13 protein-coding genes and 1 pseudogene are annotated in these 18618 nt (G+C 44.1%); 4 read left to right on the top strand and 10 right to left on the bottom strand.

The annotated features are described in order from the left end of the window. Positions 1-30: 30 nt before the first annotated feature. Genes EJO50_RS09335 through EJO50_RS09345 form a run of 3 tightly spaced genes read right to left on the bottom strand, consistent with a single transcriptional unit; the run spans position 31 to position 3799 of the window. A complete protein-coding gene (locus EJO50_RS09335; protein WP_125973584.1) occupies positions 31-522 on the bottom strand; it encodes a YfiR family protein in 492 nt (163 codons plus the stop codon). Between the two features lie 2 nt (positions 523-524). After that, positions 525-2528, bottom strand: a complete 2004-nt coding sequence (locus tag EJO50_RS09340; protein ID WP_125973586.1) for a TonB-dependent receptor plug domain-containing protein — start codon at positions 2526-2528, stop codon at positions 525-527. Next, positions 2525-3799, bottom strand: coding sequence for a sensor domain-containing diguanylate cyclase (locus EJO50_RS09345; protein ID WP_125973588.1), 1275 nt, complete (start codon positions 3797-3799; stop codon positions 2525-2527). The genes EJO50_RS09340 and EJO50_RS09345 overlap by 4 nt, the downstream gene beginning before the upstream one ends. A gap of 319 nt (positions 3800-4118) precedes the next feature. Here EJO50_RS09345 and EJO50_RS09350 point away from each other — a divergent pair, with 319 nt between their 5' ends. Next, the gene (locus tag EJO50_RS09350) at positions 4119-4544 is read left to right on the top strand and encodes an FKBP-type peptidyl-prolyl cis-trans isomerase (protein ID WP_206434354.1); all 426 of its coding nucleotides are present in this window, start codon (positions 4119-4121) and stop codon (positions 4542-4544) included. 73 nt (positions 4545-4617) lie between these two features. Here the strand turns inward: EJO50_RS09350 and aceK are convergent, their stop codons facing one another. The 3 genes from aceK to EJO50_RS09365 form a co-directional block, all read right to left on the bottom strand. Further along, entirely contained in the window at positions 4618-6399 is a 1782-nt protein-coding gene (gene aceK / locus EJO50_RS09355; protein ID WP_233702029.1) for a bifunctional isocitrate dehydrogenase kinase/phosphatase, read from the bottom strand. Positions 6400-6612: 213 nt separating this feature from the next. After that, positions 6613-7794 carry an acetyl-CoA C-acetyltransferase gene (locus EJO50_RS09360; protein WP_125973592.1) on the bottom strand — a complete coding sequence of 394 codons (1182 nt, stop codon included), beginning with the start codon at positions 7792-7794 and terminating at the stop codon, positions 6613-6615. Positions 7795-7953: 159 nt separating this feature from the next. Then, entirely contained in the window at positions 7954-9675 is a 1722-nt protein-coding gene (locus tag EJO50_RS09365) for a PHA/PHB synthase family protein (protein WP_125973594.1), read from the bottom strand. Between the two features lie 242 nt (positions 9676-9917). On the opposite strand from EJO50_RS09365, the gene pbpG reads away from it, so the two are divergent. Continuing rightward, positions 9918-11000, top strand: a complete 1083-nt coding sequence (gene pbpG / locus EJO50_RS09370) for a D-alanyl-D-alanine endopeptidase (protein ID WP_125973596.1) — start codon at positions 9918-9920, stop codon at positions 10998-11000. A 58-nt stretch (positions 11001-11058) separates the two neighbouring features. Here the strand turns inward: pbpG and apbC are convergent, their stop codons facing one another. The 3 genes and pseudogenes from apbC to EJO50_RS17745 form a co-directional block, all read right to left on the bottom strand. Further along, positions 11059-12144 (bottom strand): iron-sulfur cluster carrier protein ApbC, encoded by a 1086-nt coding sequence (gene apbC, locus EJO50_RS09375; protein WP_125973598.1) that lies wholly within the window; start codon positions 12142-12144, stop codon positions 11059-11061. A gap of 302 nt (positions 12145-12446) precedes the next feature. Further along, positions 12447-13964: a patatin-like phospholipase family protein gene (locus EJO50_RS09380; protein WP_373280529.1), complete on the bottom strand. Its 1518-nt coding sequence runs from the start codon at positions 13962-13964 to the stop codon at positions 12447-12449. 18 nt (positions 13965-13982) lie between these two features. Then, a pseudogene (locus EJO50_RS17745) lies at positions 13983-14519 on the bottom strand (patatin-like phospholipase family protein); the annotation flags it as partial. A gap of 185 nt (positions 14520-14704) precedes the next feature. On the opposite strand from EJO50_RS17745, the gene EJO50_RS09385 reads away from it, so the two are divergent. Beyond that, a complete protein-coding gene (locus EJO50_RS09385; RefSeq protein ID WP_164521471.1) occupies positions 14705-15379 on the top strand; it encodes a glycerophosphodiester phosphodiesterase in 675 nt (224 codons plus the stop codon). 485 nt (positions 15380-15864) lie between these two features. Then, on the top strand, positions 15865-18183 hold the full coding sequence (locus tag EJO50_RS09390; protein ID WP_125973604.1) for a Tex family protein: 2319 nt from the start codon (positions 15865-15867) through the stop codon (positions 18181-18183). Between the two features lie 23 nt (positions 18184-18206). On the opposite strand, the gene EJO50_RS09395 is transcribed toward EJO50_RS09390, so the two are convergent. After that, positions 18207-18602 carry a hypothetical protein gene (locus tag EJO50_RS09395; RefSeq protein WP_125973606.1) on the bottom strand — a complete coding sequence of 132 codons (396 nt, stop codon included), beginning with the start codon at positions 18600-18602 and terminating at the stop codon, positions 18207-18209. Between the last annotated feature and the right edge of the window lie 16 nt (positions 18603-18618).

Genomic DNA, 18618 nt, shown 5'->3' on the forward strand with positions numbered 1-18618 from the left:
GCTTTAATAATAAAGACTTTTCCTGCTTGATCACCGTACTTCTTTTGCCAGTTTCAATAATTGAGCACTCATCACCAGGCCCACATTACTGGCCTGTGAGCGGTTGATTTTAAAGCTAATTCGATTAGGTTCGGTGACCAGTACAATAATCACTTTTTTGTCAAATGCTTCAGCACTTTCACCAATCACTAAAATAGGCAAAGCCAGCACCATTGATAAATTAATCCGCTCCTGTGCGCCAACAAAGAGTACATGACAATCTGCTACTGATTTAATGGATGAAATATTAAGAACCCTAACCGAGTTTCCATTAATTTTCCGATCTTTAAATTTATCCAGTTCATCATAAATACCTCTTGAACCTAAAACACAGAGCAAGGTTTCTTTATTTGGCGGCGGTGGCCAGGTTGTAAACTGGGCAAAGCGAAAAATAAAATTTGCTTTTAATTCCACCTCATCTGTAGCGGCAAACACATGGGAAGGAAAAATAAAAGAAAGCAAAAAAAATATCAGCTTAACCATTGCTAATACCTAAAATTTATTTTAAGCCGAATATCGCGGCCATCTTGTTTTATTGAATAACGATCAAAATTCAAATACCTTGTTGCTTCAAAAGAAGATGTATCCGCAAGATTATGAATAGAAAGTGATAAAGAACAATTTTTATTTATATCACCATTTAACACCATATCTGCCAGCCATTGCTTCGGCAACATTCCATAAAAAATATCCACGCTACTGAGATAACGCAGCTCGGTTGCTAATTTCCAGCGAGAATCTGCAAATGGCAACAAAAATTTAAAATTCAGCATATGGCGTGGCGAATTAAAAAGCTCCGTACCATTACCAATAGTAGTCTTTTGTAATGAATAAGCTAATTTTGCCTGAATGCCAGAATCAAACCACTGTTCAAACTCGGTTTCAAAACCAGTACTCCTTATTTTCTGTAAGTTAGTATAAATTAGATTATTCCCTATATATGACTGCCCGATTAAATTATTCATTTTATAATGATACACAGAGCCATTTAACTTGGCAGCAGGTGTTAAATAATGCTCTGCCACCAATTCAAGCGTTGTTATTTTTTCTGCACCTGCGTCACGAAAATTGCTCGCTTTATTTTGAGACTGCTCAAAAAAATTAGGATTTCTAAATGCAGAACCATACAACAATTTTATATATGTTTTATCCAACGGGTCCCATAGCAAGCCCAGCCTGGGGTTAAAGTGATTACCATACTCGGTATAATCGTACCTGGCACCGGCAATTAAAGTGAAATGATCTGCAAACTTATATTCATCCTGGGCAAAAAATGCATAATAGCTGCTAGACTGCTGCATCGGCTTTTCAGTATTAAATCCTTCTGCATAACTGTGCCAGAATTGCTCTGCATTCACTCTGCCTTCTACACCCAGCAGAATTTTATGTTCAGGCAGCTGATTATACAGTGCGTGTAATTCGCCATCCCACCAACGGCCTTTATAATTTTCTTTAAATACAATCATTTTTTCAGTGTTTAAATCTTCGGAGAAAAAATATTCAGGAAAATGGCCTTTATATTCTTCCTCATGATAATTCAGACGCGCCTGCATATTCCAATCACTAAATGCTTCAAAATCATAGGTTAAGCCGATAAAAGAATGCAGGCTGTCATTCAGTGTTTTCCCATTTTTTATCATCACCGCAACACTTTCATCAGAATTAACTGAACCAATTAAAACCGGATTTGCTTTTTCTCTACTTGCAAATGCCCCTGTCATCTGCAGCCCCCCCATAGAGAGTTTAGCAAAAAGATAACGGCTTAAATCGCTATCTGTAGCAGGGTTTCCCTTAAATTCCGGAGCAGCAATAGCATAGTCCATATAAACAGGGTGATCAGGCCCACCCCTGCGAAACTGAGTCGCCGAAACCAAATACTCCATTCCATTATCTAAACGGCTTGCCATGCTGGCGCGTAATTTACTGGTATTAAAACTACCATATTCAAGAGAGGCTTCAGCCCCGCGTAAACTCGCGGCACCTCGCGTTAATACATTAACCACCCCTAAAAAAGCATTATTGCCATATATAGCCGATCCCGGTCCAGGTACATATTCAACTCTATCAATTAAATCCACATCCAGAGGAAACTCATTTCCTACCAGGGCACTATCAAATACATTGTTATTTAAACGAATGCCATCAATTAAAATTAGCACACGGGTATTAAAATCCCCCGGAATAGCGATGCCACGAGCACCTAAAAATGTATTTTGTCCATCATAGCTGGTAAATAAGCCCGGCATACTGCGCAATATTTCACCCAAGGTACGATAACCAAATAGCTGAATATCATCACGGCTCATTACACGAACGGCAGATGGCGCATTTTTAATTGTCTGGGAAAACTTAGATGCAGTAGACACATCTACATTATTTGGCGGATTAATTAATGGTGAATCCAGTAAATCCTCAAGGCTAAGAATTGCAGAATCAGACTCCGCCCATGCCGTGCTTGATAAAAAGAAAAACAGGAATAGATATTTCATTTTTTTTCAGAATAAACACAAAAAGTATTTTTGCCGGCCTTTTTAGCCTGATACATCGCTAAATCCGCATAATGCAGCAATGTTTTAGGATCTTCCGCATGCAAAGGACAACATGCAATTCCAATACTTGCCCCCACAGGCATGACCTTACCATGAACAATAATCTCTTGTTTCACTCCTGCTACCAATCTGCCTGCTAACATTTTGGCAACTTCTACATCGGCAATCTGCGGCAAAATTGCGGCAAACTCATCTCCCCCCAGACGACAGGGGATATCTGTACTACGCAAAATAGCTTTTAAGCGCTGAGCAATAATAGTCAAAACTAAATCCCCCGCTTCATGCCCATAATGGTCATTTACATATTTAAAGTTATCTAAATCAATGAATATCAATGCAGAAAATTGTTTTTCCAAAATGGTTCGCCCTATAGTTGCAGCCAGGGCCTGATGAAAATAATGACGATTTGCCAGCTGGGTTAAATTATCATAATTTGCCAACAGATCTAAATAACGCTCCGATTCCTTACTTTGATTCAACTCTTCTTTAATATCATTTTCCCATTTTTCTATTTTTGCCAACATTTGGTTAAAATGAAAAGACAATCTGCCCAGCTCATTATTGCTGATATAACTAGAACGCAGGCTATAATCACGTAGTAATGCTACATTTTCAGCAATCGACGACAACTCAAAAATAGGGGCCAATGCCCTTACCTGTAAGCGGTTCAAAATTAATGAAGCAATTATAATCGCAATAGCCATTAACGCCAAGCCAAGCAAAAAGAATTGCATTGTTGATCTGTAAACAGAGTCAAAACCAATTTGTAATTGCACCGTACCAAGTAATTCGCCATCCAGCAATACCGGCGCCCACACAGTAATATGATCAAGATACATGTCAGTCTGTGGATGATTCGAAATATGAATCACAGAAGAGAGCTGATACTTTCGATGCAAAGACCTCCAATCAGTAAAGATCTGGTTTTGTGCATTCACAATACCTAGATACACAAGATCAGGCATGCCAACAAAAGAGTGGGCTAAAATTCTAGCGGCTTTCTGATCGTTAAAGACCAATATCGGTGCAATATTAGCAGCCAGAATATTGGCATTGACCATGGCCTCACTTTTTAAACGCTGCACTGCAATATAAGTATAAGAAATTGAAAACAACGCAAGGCATACCAGCAAAGTTGTTGCTATACCAACCACGTTCAGCAGCAGTAATTTTTTTGCAAGTGGTAGATTTTGTACTTTGCTCTTTTCCATTTAAAACCTTATTGATGTACCAAAACATACTGTGGTCAGCTTATTTTCACACAAAGAGACTATCAATGCTGAAATATAGTGCACAGGCAACTTCATCCTATCCAGTTTTTGAAAATATATTGAATAATCTGAGCGCCATTTTCTGGTAACTGCCACTATATCTAGTGAAATACCAGCAAACAAATTGAATTTCACCATTTTTTCTTCTACCTGCAACTGACAGACACAAATCCGGCGTGTACAAATATACCCACCATATTACTTAAATTAAGTAACAAGTGCGTGATATAGTCAAAACACTGTAAGGAGAATGATAACAATGAAAACCCGTTTATTTGCAATTGCACTTTGTTTTGCCAGCGTAGCTTATGCTCAGGCAGATACAACACCCGCCAGCCCTATCACCAAACTTGAAATCATTGATGTAAAAGCCGGAAGTGGTAAAGAAGCCATAGCAGGCAGCACGGTTACCGTGCATTACACCGGCTGGCTTTTTGATGCAAAGGCCAGTAAAAACCGTGGCGCACAATTTGATAGCTCAATAGGCAAATCCCCTTTTAACTTTCCTCTTGGAGCAAAACGCGTCATTAAGGGCTGGGATACAGGAGTGACAGGAATGAAAATAGGAGGCAAGCGTACTCTGATTATTCCTTCAGAATTAGCCTACGGTACACGTGGCGCAGGTAATGTTATTCCAGCTAATGCAGCACTGGTATTTGATATTGAACTACTGGACGTAAAGTAATACTCTAATAAAAAAAACCAGGCTAGCAATTATGGCTACCCTGGTTTTTATTTAGTTTAACCAATAACTTTAATCAGTCAGGATAACGCTTTGCAAATCGCTCGCTTTGCGGATAAGGGTAGAAATCCTCAAAAAACCCCTGCTTAATTCGATCTTTTGCATGCTGCCAAAAACGTACCGTGAGTAAATCAGCATGGTGCTGCATAAATATTTTTTTAACATCAGGTCTTCCAAGCAAAAAAGTGCCAAATTCCTCCGGATACACCTCATTCGGATTGCCACTAAACCATGTGTCACTGCTCATTTCAAACTCAGGGGCGGGTGGTGGTGGAATGCGGCGAAAGTCACAATCACTCATATACTCGATTTCATCATAATCATAAAAAACCACCCGACCTTCGCGGGTAACACCAAAATTCTTAAACAGCATATCGCCTGGAAAAATATTGGCAATCGCTAATTCACGCAGTGCATTTCCGTAATCTTCAATAACGCTGGCGATTTCTTCATCGTGGCGTTTTTCAATAAAAATATTCAATGGAATCATCCGTCTTTCAATATAAAGATGACGCAAGATCACTTTGTCTTCGCTCTCTTCTAAAATTGAAGGTGCTAATTGACGGATCTCCTCTAATAACTCTTCATTAAAACGTTCCCGAGGCAATGCCACATCGGAAAACTCTAGTGAATCTGCCATACGCCCTACCCGATCATGCTGCTTTACCAGTAAATATTTTGCTTTAACAATGGAGCGATCTACTTCTTTAGGTGGCGCAATTACATCTTTAATAATTTTAAACACAAAGGGAAATGAAGGCAGAGTAAATACAATCATCACCATGCCCTTGGTGCCAGGCGCAAAAACAAAAGAATCTGTAGAATGGCGTAAATGATGAAATAGCTCGCGGTAAAACATAGTTTTACCCTGCTTACCCAAGCCCAGCATGGTATAAAGTTCGGCCCGTGATTTATCAGGCATTAATTTTTGCAAATAACGCACATAAGCTGATGGCACCTCCATATCCACTAAAAAATAAGCGCGGGACAATGAAAAAAGATGGCTGATTTGCCAAGGCTCGAATAAAGCAGCATCCAGAAATAATTTTCCTTCCGCATCGCGGCAAAGCGGCAATGCAAAGGGTATTTCTAAATCCTCATGAATCGCTTTGCCAATAATATAAACCGCTTTATTGCGATAAAAAGGGGACGCTAATACCTGGATCTGGGTATTAAGTGCAAACTCTGGCCAGCGGCCTAAGAATTTATGTAAAGCCCGCAATAAGCGCCGTACATCACGTTCTAAATTGGTAAAAGGTAGCTCAAAATTAAAATCAGTAAACATGCAGGCTAACGTTGTATTTAATCCTGTCTGAATGGGGTAATAACTACGATAAATTGGTGGCTCAGATTCTATATATTCTGTAGATACGGCAGGGCGATAAAAAATAAAATCATTATGAAAATAAGTACGGTGCAAAATACGGCAACATACTGAATTAAAAAAAGTTTCAGCAAGCTCCGGCTGATGATGATTAATTAATAAGCCAATAAAATAAAGTTTAACCTTTGACCAGGTTGCATCCGGCAGACTATCTGCATTAAAGTCCTGCTTTAGCCTATCTGCTGTTTCTATTACCCGTAAATCATAAAAAGCAATCCGGTCACGCACTTCTGCACGCTGGGCATGAAAATCACCATCTATAAAATGAATTTTGGCCCTACGACTGGATTCCCTGAATAAGCGATAATGCAGGTCAAAACCTTCTTGCAAAGCTAAAGCAATTGCAGCAACAGCCCAGTGATCAGGATTGGGGCTATCTAGGCTGGATTCTAGTCTTACGCTATTCATTGGCATCGATATACCCCTTAGAAATGAAGATCATTTTACTGGTGGCAAATTCATCAGGCTCATACTTATTTATAGACAATAAATGCTTTTATCCGGCTTATTAAGTAAAATAATATGTTTAAACAACATACATTATTTATACTTTCACTCACCATTGCTATTTTTAAATCAAAAAAAGCCCCCAAATAATTCGGGGGCTTAAACCGGGGATTAAATCAATTAAGAGCGCTCTACTGCCAGTGCAACCCCCATACCACCACCAATACATAATGTGGCCAGGCCTTTTTTAACATCGCGGCGCTGCATTTCATGCAATAGGGTAACCAAGACACGACAGCCAGATGCACCAATTGGATGGCCAAGGGCAATTGCACCACCATTCACATTTACTTTATTTGCATCCCATTTCATTTCCCGTGCCACACCAATGGCCTGTGCAGCAAATGCCTCATTGGCTTCAATTAAATCCAGATCTTCAACACTCCACCCTAAACGCGCTAACACACGTTGCGTTGCTGGCACCGGGCCCATGCCCATAATGGTTGGATCTACACCGGCAGAAGCGGCCGCGCGAATCGTAGCCAGTGGAGTTAAACCCAGCTCTTTGGCTTTTGCTGCACTCATCAGCATCACAGCCGCAGCACCATCGTTAATCCCCGATGCATTGCCTGCAGTAACGGTGCCTTCCTTATCAAAAGCTGCTCGCAATTTAGCTAAAGATTCTGCGGTTGTGGTGGGTTTGATAAATTCATCTTTATCAAACACAAGAGGCTCGCCCTTCTTTTGTGGAATAACAACAGGGAAAATTTCTTCTGCAAAACGGCCAGATTTCTGGGCAGCAACTGCTTTCATTTGTGAAGACAATGCCAGGGCATCCTGCTCTTCACGGCTAATACTATATTTTTTAGCAATATTTTCAGCAGTTACGCCCATATGGTAATTGTTATAAGCATCGGTTAAACCGTCATACACCATGGTGTCAACCAGAGCGGTATTGCCCATGCGAAAGCCATCACGGCTGCCCGGCAGAATATGTGCTGAAGCTGACATATTTTCCTGACCGCCAGCAATCACAATCTCGCTTTCACCGGACAAAATCGCCTGAACACCCAAAGCCACAGCCTTCAGGCCCGAACCACAGACCTGATTAATAGTTAATGCAGGGATAGCATCTGGCAAACCCGCACGGCGCAAAGCCTGGCGTGCCGGATTCTGACCCAGGCCTGCAGTAAGTACATTGCCTAAAATTACTTCGCTGATTTGCTCTGCTGCTACACCGGTTTTGGCCAGCAGGCCACGAATTACCGTCGCTCCCAATTCTGCTGCCGGCACCTTAGCCAGCCCGCCACCAAAATTACCCAGTGCAGTACGACCAGCAGCAACAATCACGATCTCAGTCATGCGGTATTTCCTTTTTTAGAAAGCTGGTTCAGGCGCTCGCCCGGCAGCTCAGATTAAGCAATACACTGGCAGTGCCTGCCGGTGGCTATAAACAGCAGACATATGCTATTTCATTATTTTAACGAACTAGGCATTTGCCAAAAATGAAGCAATCATCCATTAATCCAAGCGCTCTTTAACATAACGACCCGGCGCTGGCTCAATAGGTTTAAAAGCAGCATTACCATGCGTTTTAGGCGCAGCAATTTCCTCTCCAGAAAAAGGAATAAGCCATTGGCTCCAGTCCTGCCACCAGCTGCCTGGGCGGGATTGAGCCCCGTGAAACCATGCTTCTGAATCGCCGGATAAATCTTCATTTACCCAGTAATTACGCTTATTGGCTTTTACCGGATTAATTGCACCGGCAATATGCCCGGAAGCCCCCAGCACATAACGTAGCGGCCCCTTGAAAATACGCGTACTTAAATAAGCAGATTGCCATGGCACAATATGATCTTCACGTGCTGCAAAGATATATGTTGGCGTAGTGATCGTTGTTAAATCAATCGGCACACCGCAAAGGCTGAATGAATTGGGCTTAATAAGATTGTTTTCCAGATACATATTACGCAAAAAGAAGGTATGCATCGGCAAGGCCAAATTGGCCGAATCATTATTCCAATAAAGTAAATCGAAGGGTGCTGGCGTTTTACCCTTTAGATAATTATTGACCACATAATTCCAGATCAAATCATTCGAGCGCAAAGCCGAGAAAGTACGTGATAATTCTTTACCGCCAATCACACCTCCTTCATTCAAAAGTGCTTCGCGTTTACGAATCAGATTCCAGTCAATAAAGTGTTTGATATCACCCGGCTCGGTGTGATCAATCATCACGGTCATTAAAGTAACCGATTCAATCCAATCCAAACCACGCGCCTGCATCACCGGCATGGCAGTAGAAACCAGCTCTCCACCAATACAAAAGGACAGCACATTGATTTTTTCCGCCTTGCCAATCTTGCGCACCACATCGCAAGCGGTAATGACGCCGTTTTCAACATAATCATCCCACTTCAAATGGCCCATTTCCGGCGTCACGGATTTCCATGACACCAAAAAGGTTTTAAAACCCTGGCTAACAGCATAGGCGACAAGGGAATTATCAGGCTGCAGATCCATGATGTAGTACTTATTCACACATGGCGGCACAATCAGGAGGGGCCGAGAGTAAACTTTGGCTGTAGAAGGGGTGTATTGCAATAATTGAAAAAGCTCGTTTTCGAAAACAACCTGCCCGGGGCTAATCCCCAGGTTTTTTCCGACTTCAAACTGAGATTCGTCAGTCATGGTGATAGTGCCTTTCTGCATATCAGCCATTAACTTCTTCATGCCTTCCTGCAGACTTTCCCCTTTAGTCTCTAAAGCCAGTTTCATGACTTCAGGATTAGTAAAAGCAAAGTTTGCCGGGCTCATCGCATCAACATACTGGCGGGTAAAAAAACTCATTTTTTCGCGAGCAGCATCATCGGTATGGGCTTGCTCAACCATCTGCAACAGCCAGCGGGAAGTCACCAGATAATTTTGCTTGATATAATCAAACAGTGGTTGCTCCCATTCCGGCGCATTAAAACGGCGGTCTCCTTTTTCAGGAACAGCCACAGGTGCTTTTTCTTTAGCACCAATCAGCCCCAGCCACAGATCAAGCTGCTGCTGATAGAAATCGCTGTGTTGTGCGAGAAAAGGATTACTTTGTGTCAGACCCGCCATCAACTGCTGCATAGGGGCCAGATCTGCCACAGGCTCACCTGGTTGGGAAAGATTGACCCAGCTTTGCAACAGTTTCTGATTGGTTTCAGTAAGCTGCTGGAAAAATTCGTCCATCGATTTGTTATTAAACATCGGTTTTCTCTGAAAGCAACTCGAAAGGGGCACCATTCTAGCAAGTTATTGCTGCACCGCAACAACAAACTAGAACAAAAAATCAAAGGCGTAAAAAATACTCTAATCTCATTTCTATCAAATCGTACCGTACTATTTGATTTAACATGACATTTTAAAAATCATTGCGTAAAATAAAAGCACAATTATGAAGGATGACGATGCTATGCATCGGTCATCCCTAGCCTTGGAGTCACTACCTCATGCTGTACCGCATTTTTTCCTGCTGCACCCTTGTTGCAGCGCTGGGCCTAACAGCACCAGCCTTTGCGGCGGCGCATGCTGACCATAAAACGGTCACAAAATCGTCAGCAAAAAAATCCACCGCCAGCGCATCCAAAAAAAGTACTCTAAAAACTAAAACCGCCAAAGTAACAAAAACCAGCAAATCCTCCAGATCACCCAGCAAATCTGCAAGTGTCGCCAAATCAGGTAACAAACAGGTAACAAGCCGTGCAATTGCCAATGCACGTAAAGATATCTCGATTTCGCGCACTTTAGCCCTATCCACCACGCTGGATAACCCTGGTGTGCAATCGGTAGGCGTACTGGTGCTTAATGAGCAAAACGGCGAAATCATGTATGAAAAAAATGCCGATACCCTTACCCCTATCGCGTCGATCACCAAACTGATGACGGCAATGGTGACCCTTGATGCGCAGTTACCATTGAATGAGCTACTCACCATCAGCCAGGCTGATGTTGATACACTGAAAAACACCAGCTCTCGCCTTACTGTAGGCACGACGCTTACTCGCGGCGAGCTGCTGCTGCTGGCACTGATGGCTTCCGAAAACCGCGCTGCTGCCGCATTGGCCCGTACTTTTCCGGCAGGCCAAGCCGTTTTTATTCGCAAAATGAATGAAAAAGCACAGTCTTTAGGAATGAGAAATAGCCGTTTTTATGACTCAACCGGCCTGACCCCCAATAATATATCCACACCGCGTGAATTAGCTTTAATGGTGAAGGCGGCGCATCGTTATCCTGAAATCCATGATTTCACCACCAGCAGCGAATACACCTTTATCTCTAATCAGTCAGGTAGAAATATGGCATTTCATAACACCAATCCGCTGGTAAAAGAAGTCGATTGGAATATTGGGGTATCCAAAACAGGCTTTATTAACGAGGCCGGGCGCTGCCTAGTCATGCAGGCCACCATTAATGGCACGCCTGTAGTGATTGTATTACTCGATTCAAATGGTAAATACACCCGTATCGGCGATGCTCAGCGTGTTCGCAAATGGATTGAAACAACGTCACTCAATAAATCACGCGCTGGCTGATATACATACCAATAAAAAACCCGAATTAAATTCGGGCTTTTTATTGGCTAATACAAAATCAGGTATTTTTCTGAATCACAATCTTGGGAAATTTACTGGAGAAATCCTGTGATTTAGCTGCAATTTTAACTGCTACTTTTCGGGCAATTGCTTTATAAAGCTCAGCAATTTTTCCATCAGGATCGGCCACTACCGAAGGCTTTCCGGCGTCGACATTCAAACGAATCGAAAGATCAAGCGGCAATTGGCCCAGTAAATCAATCCCGTAATCTGCCCCCATTTTCGCTCCGCCACCTTCACCAAAAATGGGCTCCGCATGACCACAGTTGCTGCAAATATGCACACTCATATTCTCGACCAGACCTAAGATAGGCACTCCCACTTTCTCAAACATTTTGATGCCTTTGCGCGCATCCAGCAGGGCAATATCTTGTGGTGTAGTCACAATCACGGCACCTGTAACCGGGACTTTCTGACTTAATGTCAGCTGAATGTCTCCCGTGCCTGGCGGTAAATCAATAACCAGATAATCCAGATCCCCCCAAAGCGTTTCATTCAATAATTGTGTTAAAGCCTGAGTTACCATCGGGCCACGCCAGACCATGGGCTGCTCGGTATCAATTAAAAATCCAATCGACATCGTCTTAATGCCGTGATTTTCAATGGGTAAAATGTATTTGTTTTCTACTGCTTCAGGTTGCTGATGAGCAACCCCCATCATGGTCGGTTGCGATGGCCCGTAAATATCGGCGTCGAGCAAGCCTACGCTCGCCCCTTCTGCCGCCAGAGCCAAAGCCAGATTAACTGCCGTAGTTGACTTTCCAACCCCACCTTTGCCGCTGGCCACCGCAATAATATTTTTAATCCCTTTTTGCAGCGGCAAACCCCGCTGTGCAGAGTGCGCAACAATATGACTAAAAACCTGCGCCTGGGCCGATTTCACTCCTTCCACCGTTCCTAATGCCTGCTCAATTTGTGCAGCAATTGCAGCAGACTGGCTCTTGGCCGGATAACCAAGCTCAACATCAAGGCTTACTACTCCCTGCTCAAATTTTAAATTTTTAATACATTTGGCAGAAACAAAATCACGGCCGGTATTAGGATCAATAACCGTGCTGAGGACTGAAAGTAAAAGATCGGGCATGACAGATGTTCCAGTGGTCTTGCAAAAAAAGCGCTCAAGAAAAGTCATCGTTAAACTTAGAAAATAAAATGGTAGAGAGGATGTTAGCAAAGGGTACAGGCCGTACCCAAACTTTCTCAAGCGGACCTGAGAAACATGGGGGTAATCGGAGGCTTTTCAAGCCACCTAAAACAATAGTTCAGGCAGCTTGAAAATTGTGCCATGACTGTTACTTTTAAGCAGCGACTTATAATGAACGCCTTACGGATACCGACAAAGCCCTGCCTCTTTATGCCCTTGCTGAACAAGTTGATTTTACGCAATTAAAACTGAGTGCCCAGCATCAGATAATAACGTAGTTTTTTATTATCCCCGTAAGCTGCGCCTAAATAAAAGGGGCCCAGATAAGTATCAGTAGCCCAAAAACCAGTAAGAGAAGAGTGCCAGCCCTCCTGCCCTTTATCCAGCACATCGAATATCCTTCCGGCCTCGATCGCAGCACCTAAATAACTCCCCCCAACACTTAAGCCTAACAAAGACACAGGAGAATAAATCTGCGCCTTTACATAAACCGAATTTTCACCCAGCAGCTCATTTCTTCGATAACTGGACAGATTCAAAAAGCCACCGAACGATTCAAAATCGGGTAAGGCAGGCGCATCTTTATAGCTGTAATGTCCCTGCAAAGTAAGCCCCCCTCTCACGCCCCGATAGCTAAAAGCATGCTGGGTTTCCAAGCCAATACGGCCATATTTACTGAAATCACCCTGTCCTTTTAATGCGTAATAGGCATTTAACTTAAACTGATCCCCCTTACTAGGAAAGTAAAGATGATCAAGCTGGTCATAATAAACCTTAAAAGCAACACCATAATCTCCATCAGCATTGTTAGGATAAATTGAATCGCCAATTTGCCTGCTTGCATCATAGTGCTGATAAGACACACCTAATCTCACCTCACCAAACTGGGTAAGACTTGAGCCAAGATCCAGGCCCAAATGCGTTTGTGTATAGCGATACTGAGCCAGATTCTCTCCGCCTTGCCAGATAGAAATCGGATTAGATCGATATCTGAATGAAGGCGCGATAAATGCATAGCCATCTAATTGCAGCGGCTGATAAAACTCGGATAGAAATGACATATTGTCACCCACTCTTAAGGATGACTTCCATTCCGCCCCCAGCGAATTAATCCATGTTCGCCTATACATTGCCGTTAATGCATATGGGTTATTGCCCTCAAAATCTGTTCCCATCCCCAGGCCGAAAGAAAGGTAATTTGGCCCCCAATCTTTTTCCTTTGGAAACAACTTTAATTTTTGCGAACCATCGTGCTCAGTCAGCTCATAATCAAGCTGCGAAAAATCACCGCGTGCATACACCTCAGCCAAACGCTTATGGAAATCATCACTATTTAACGGCCGGTCAATCTGGACATCCAGTGCTTCTTTCAGCACATCAGGATTCACATAACGCATCGGAACCACATCAACCATTTGTACCGGCTGAGGAGAGAGTCTCTTCTCCAATTTATTTTTTTGCCAAACTGCATAATCTGCTTCAGACAAAGAATATTTACTCAATTGATGCAAACTTAGCGTTGCAGCTTCCTCCCCCTTCTCAATAAACTCTTTGCCTCGTTTAAAATCGGCCGAGCTCAGGGCGCCCAAGTCAGGTGTAATTAAAACATCAGTCGTTTTTAAACTATCTAATTGTGGCTTTACATTTTGTGCCATCATCAGGCGGGTATATTGGTCTGCCGTATTTAAAATATTATTAATCTGCTCCCTGTTTAAAGGCTGCGCTCCTACATCCACGGCAATGACGACATCGGCACACATTGAACGAGCAACGTCCACCGGCACATTTCTAGCCAGCCCACCATCGACTAACAAACGGGAATCCCGTGCCACCGCCGGAAACAAGCCGGGCACCGCCATACTCGCCCGCATCGCTGTCACAATATCTCCATCTTTAAGCACCACCATTTCGCCGGTTTCAATATCGGTAGCCACCGCGCGATAGGGAATACTTAGCGAATCAAACGAAGTAATCGTTCCGCCAAAAGTCATTTCACGTAAAAATAAAGCAATTTTTTGAGTACTAATGGCCGCAGAAGGTAAAGCCACCTCTCCGATATCACGCATTCCCAGCTCAATCCCCACAAGATTAAGCTGATCATCCTGTTTTTTTCTAACTGCACTTAACTGGCGCGGTAAACTGGAGCTAAGTAAATCATCCCAGTTTGCATCTGTGGCTCTGCTGGCTAGCTCCGCCGGGGTACGCCCCGCAGCATAAGCTCCGCCCACTAAAGAGCCAATGCTCGTTCCCACCACACAATCCACAGGCACACGTGCTTCTTCCAAAACCTTAAGCACACCAATATGCGCCAGGCCACGCGCCCCTCCCCTCCCAGCACCAGGCCAATTCGAGGCCGCTCTGCTGAAAAAACCTGAGTAGAAACAGCGCTCATGCCAAACAAGATAATAAGTACTGAGTTCCTCAGAAAACTTCTGGCATGAAGCATGCTTCGCATCCTAAAATTGAAATATTCATTATTTTCAAGAGTGTAACTAATTCTATGTTGCAATTAGCACATCGCGGTTTGCACCGCACCGCCCCAGAAAATACCCTTGCTGCCTTCGCTCAGAGCTTAACAGTTGGCTTTGCAGGAATAGAAACAGATGTTCGTTTATCTGCCGACGGTGAGGCTGTTTTGTATCATGATCGCAATGCACCCAATGGTACCGCTGTTGCCACATTAAGCCGTAGCGAATTATCCCATTTATCCGGCTATATCGTCCCGACTTTATCCGAGGCACTCGATGCATTTCCTGATGCCTATTGGAATATAGAAATAAAAACGCCTTCTGTACTACCTAATTGCCTGGCTATTTTGCAAAACTACCTCCATCGTCGGCAACTACTTATCAGCTCATTTCACCATGAAGTGGTGCTCCATGTTGAAAAAGAACTACGGCTCGATTGTGCTTTCTTAATTGCCCACCGCCCGGCTCAATTAAATGAACTTCTGCTGTCAGCAATGCCTCACCCGCATTTACGTACATTCATCTGGGATTATGAAGTACTTGATTTGGACCTACTCAATCAAAGTTATACTCAAGGCTTTAATAATTTTGTATATGGCCCCCAGACAGAACAAGAACACATTATCTGCAAAGCCTTTCCCCTCCAGGGAATCATTACCGACTTCCCGGAGTTTATTGGCCTCACCACTGGCCTTGTTCACCAGTAATCATAGCTATTAAAAATACCATGTGAATAAAAAATAAGTTTTTAGCTGCGATGCTTATTCTGCAATTTACTCAGGCCTATCATAATAATGATCCAGTTAAACTTTATTTATCCAATCGGTAATAAATGTTTTATACAGGTAAGGGCCTGAGATAATTTAGCATTTTATCCAAGCGGCCCCTGAAGACCTTTGCCTATACAAAAAGCCCTCAAGTCTTCTGGAAAAATAGGAAATACGAATGAAATTCTTTGCGTATTATCAGCATAAATAAGCATCCACCTAATAAAAATTAAGCACTCGATTAAATCATAATTTAAAAAAGATTTAAACCGGAGGGGGACCCAAATAATAATGAATAAAAAACGTAATAAGATTAATTAATATAAAGAGCACAAAGACCTGTGTGCAAAAAAGCAGCATAAACTGCCACATCCGCAATAAAAGCCGTAAAATACAGCTCTTCTTGCTTTTGTAGAATCTGCCCCATGCTGCCTTCAATTTATCAACGCATTGCCACCGAAATTGCCTGCCGCGAAGCCCAAGTAATTGCTGCCGTTAATTTGCTGGATGATGGTGCCACCGTACCATTTATTTCCCGCTATCGTAAAGAAGTAACCGGAGCTCTGGATGACACCCAGTTGCGCAACCTGGAAGTACGCCTTGGCTATTTACGTGAATTAGAAGAGCGGCGGGCCAGCGTGATCAATAGCATCAGTGAACAAGGCAAGCTAAGCCCCGAATTAAATATTCAGTTACTTAGCGCAGATAATAAACAGCGCTTAGAAGACCTTTACCTGCCCTATAAACAAAAACGCCGCACCAAGGCACAAATTGCCAGAGAGGCGGGCTTGGCTCCGCTGGCCGAACAGCTGCTTGCCAATCCGCTGCTTAATCCTGAACTAGCAGCCAGTGCATTTTTTAATACGGATATCACGGATACCAAAGTTGCCCTTGATGGCGCTCGCGCTATTTTGATTGAAACCTTTAGCGAAGACGCCGAGCTGATTGCCAAACTACGCAGTGTTTTGCAAAGCACGGCCAGCAGTAAAACAGCGGTGATTGCAGGCAAAGAAGTCGAGGGTGCAAAATTCGCCGATTATTTTGATTACCACGAAAAAATATCTGCCATGCCATCGCACCGCATTCTGGCCATTTTGCGTGGCAGAAATGAAGGCATCCTGAGTTTATCTATCCTGTTGCCCGAAGAATTAGCCGTGAGTCTCGCCAATGAAAAAACCCGCAATAGCGCGCCCAATGCGTGCGAAATGCGGATTGCAGAACGCTTTGGCATCAAAAACCAGGATAGACCCGCAGACAAATGGCTGAGTGACACGGTAAGGCAATGCTGGCGCACCAAGATCTTTTTAAGCTTGGAATCAGAGCTTTTAAGTCAGCTTAGAGAGCAGGCCGATATTGAGGCGATTAAAGTATTCGCCAGCAATATGAAAGATCTACTTTTAGCTGCACCCGCTGGTCCTAAAGTCACCCTCGGCCTTGATCCGGGCCTGCGTACCGGCTGTAAAGTGGCAGTGGTTGATCGCACCGGCAAGCTGCTGGACACCGCAACCATTTACCCGCACGAGCCGCGCAAGGCATGGAATGAATCTTTGGCCACACTGGCCGCCCTAGCCAAAAAGCACGGCGTAGAGCTGATCTCCATCGGCAATGGCACGGCCAGCCGTGAAACCGATAAGCTGGCCATTGAGCTGATCAGGCTGATGCCTGAGCTGGCGATGCAAAAACTGGTGGTCTCCGAAGCAGGCGCATCGGTTTATTCTGCCTCTGAATTTGCCGCCAAAGAGTTTCCCGAGCTGGACGTCAGTTTGCGCGGTGCGGTGTCTATCGCCCGCCGCTTGCAAGACCCGCTGGCAGAATTAGTTAAAATCGACCCCAAAGCCATTGGCGTGGGCCAGTATCAGCATGATGTTAATCAAAGCGAGCTGGCTCGCATGCTGGACACCGTGATCGAAGACTGTGTGAATGCGGTGGGTGTGGATGTGAATTCTGCATCGGTGCCACTTTTGACCCGGGTATCCGGGCTGACTTCCACCATGGCCGCCAATATTGTGGCCTACCGCGATCAGCACGGTGCTTTTTCTGAGCGTAAAGCACTGCTGAAAGTGCCGCGCGTCGGCGATAAAAGCTTCGAGCTGGCGGCTGGATTCTTACGCGTCATGGCGGGTAAAAACCCATTGGATGCATCCGCAGTTCATCCGGAAGCTTACCCGCTGGTGGAAAAAATCATGGCTAAAGTCGATAAAAACATCGGCCAGATTATTGGCGACAGCGCCCTGCTCAAAAGCCTGAATCCGGCCGAACTTGCCGACGCTCAATTTGGTGTACCGACGATTAAAGATATTCTGAGCGAGCTGGAAAAACCCGGCCGTGATCCTCGCCCGGAATTTAAAACCGCCAGCTTTCTTGAGGGCGTAGAAAAAATACAGGATTTAAAACTGGATATGGTGCTGGAAGGCGTGGTCACCAATGTCACCAACTTTGGCGCTTTTATTGATATTGGCGTGCATCAGGATGGTTTGGTGCATATCTCGGCGCTCTCCAACCGCTTTATTAAGGATCCGCGCGAAGTAGTCAAAACCGGCGATGTGGTCAAAGTAAAAGTGGTAGAAATTGATGTGGCCAGAAAACGCATTGCGCTAACCATGCGTTTAACAGACAGCGCAACGCCAAGCAGCGAAACGGTTAAACAAAGCATGACCGCCAAAGATAGAAAAATCATTGAACGCCAGCCGCAAGCACAAAGTGCAATGGCTGCGGCACTGGCGGCTTTAAAAACCAAACGCTAACAAAAAGGTAAAAAAAGCAGCCACTAGGCGGTGGCTGCCAAGCCTGCTTCCGATTCTGCCTCACCAACGGCAGCAATAGCCAAGTAGCTGGCCAGCGCATTCTCAACCCGTGGCGCAGGACGAGCATGAGCTGCTGTATCCGGTTTTGCAGCCGACAACTGTGGCCAGTGCAGAGCCGAAGCCATCAGCATCTGCGACAGTAAGAGCTGTATGCCCGGCACCTTGCCATCACTCAGGCTAAGGTACAAAACTTCATCCTGTGAGAGACCCGCTTTGTGTACAGCAACACCCACAACATCGTCTGTAAACGATTTGCCAGCATACACAACCAGCCGCCGCAATGATTGCTGCTCCCTGTTATGAGCAACATCAAGCTGATTGCGCGCACTCCATTGTGCAGATGTGGTTTGAGTATCCATAGACGCATCATCGACG

It is taken from the genome of Iodobacter ciconiae (assembly GCF_003952345.1).
GTDB classification, from domain to species: domain Bacteria; phylum Pseudomonadota; class Gammaproteobacteria; order Burkholderiales; family Chitinibacteraceae; genus Iodobacter; species Iodobacter ciconiae.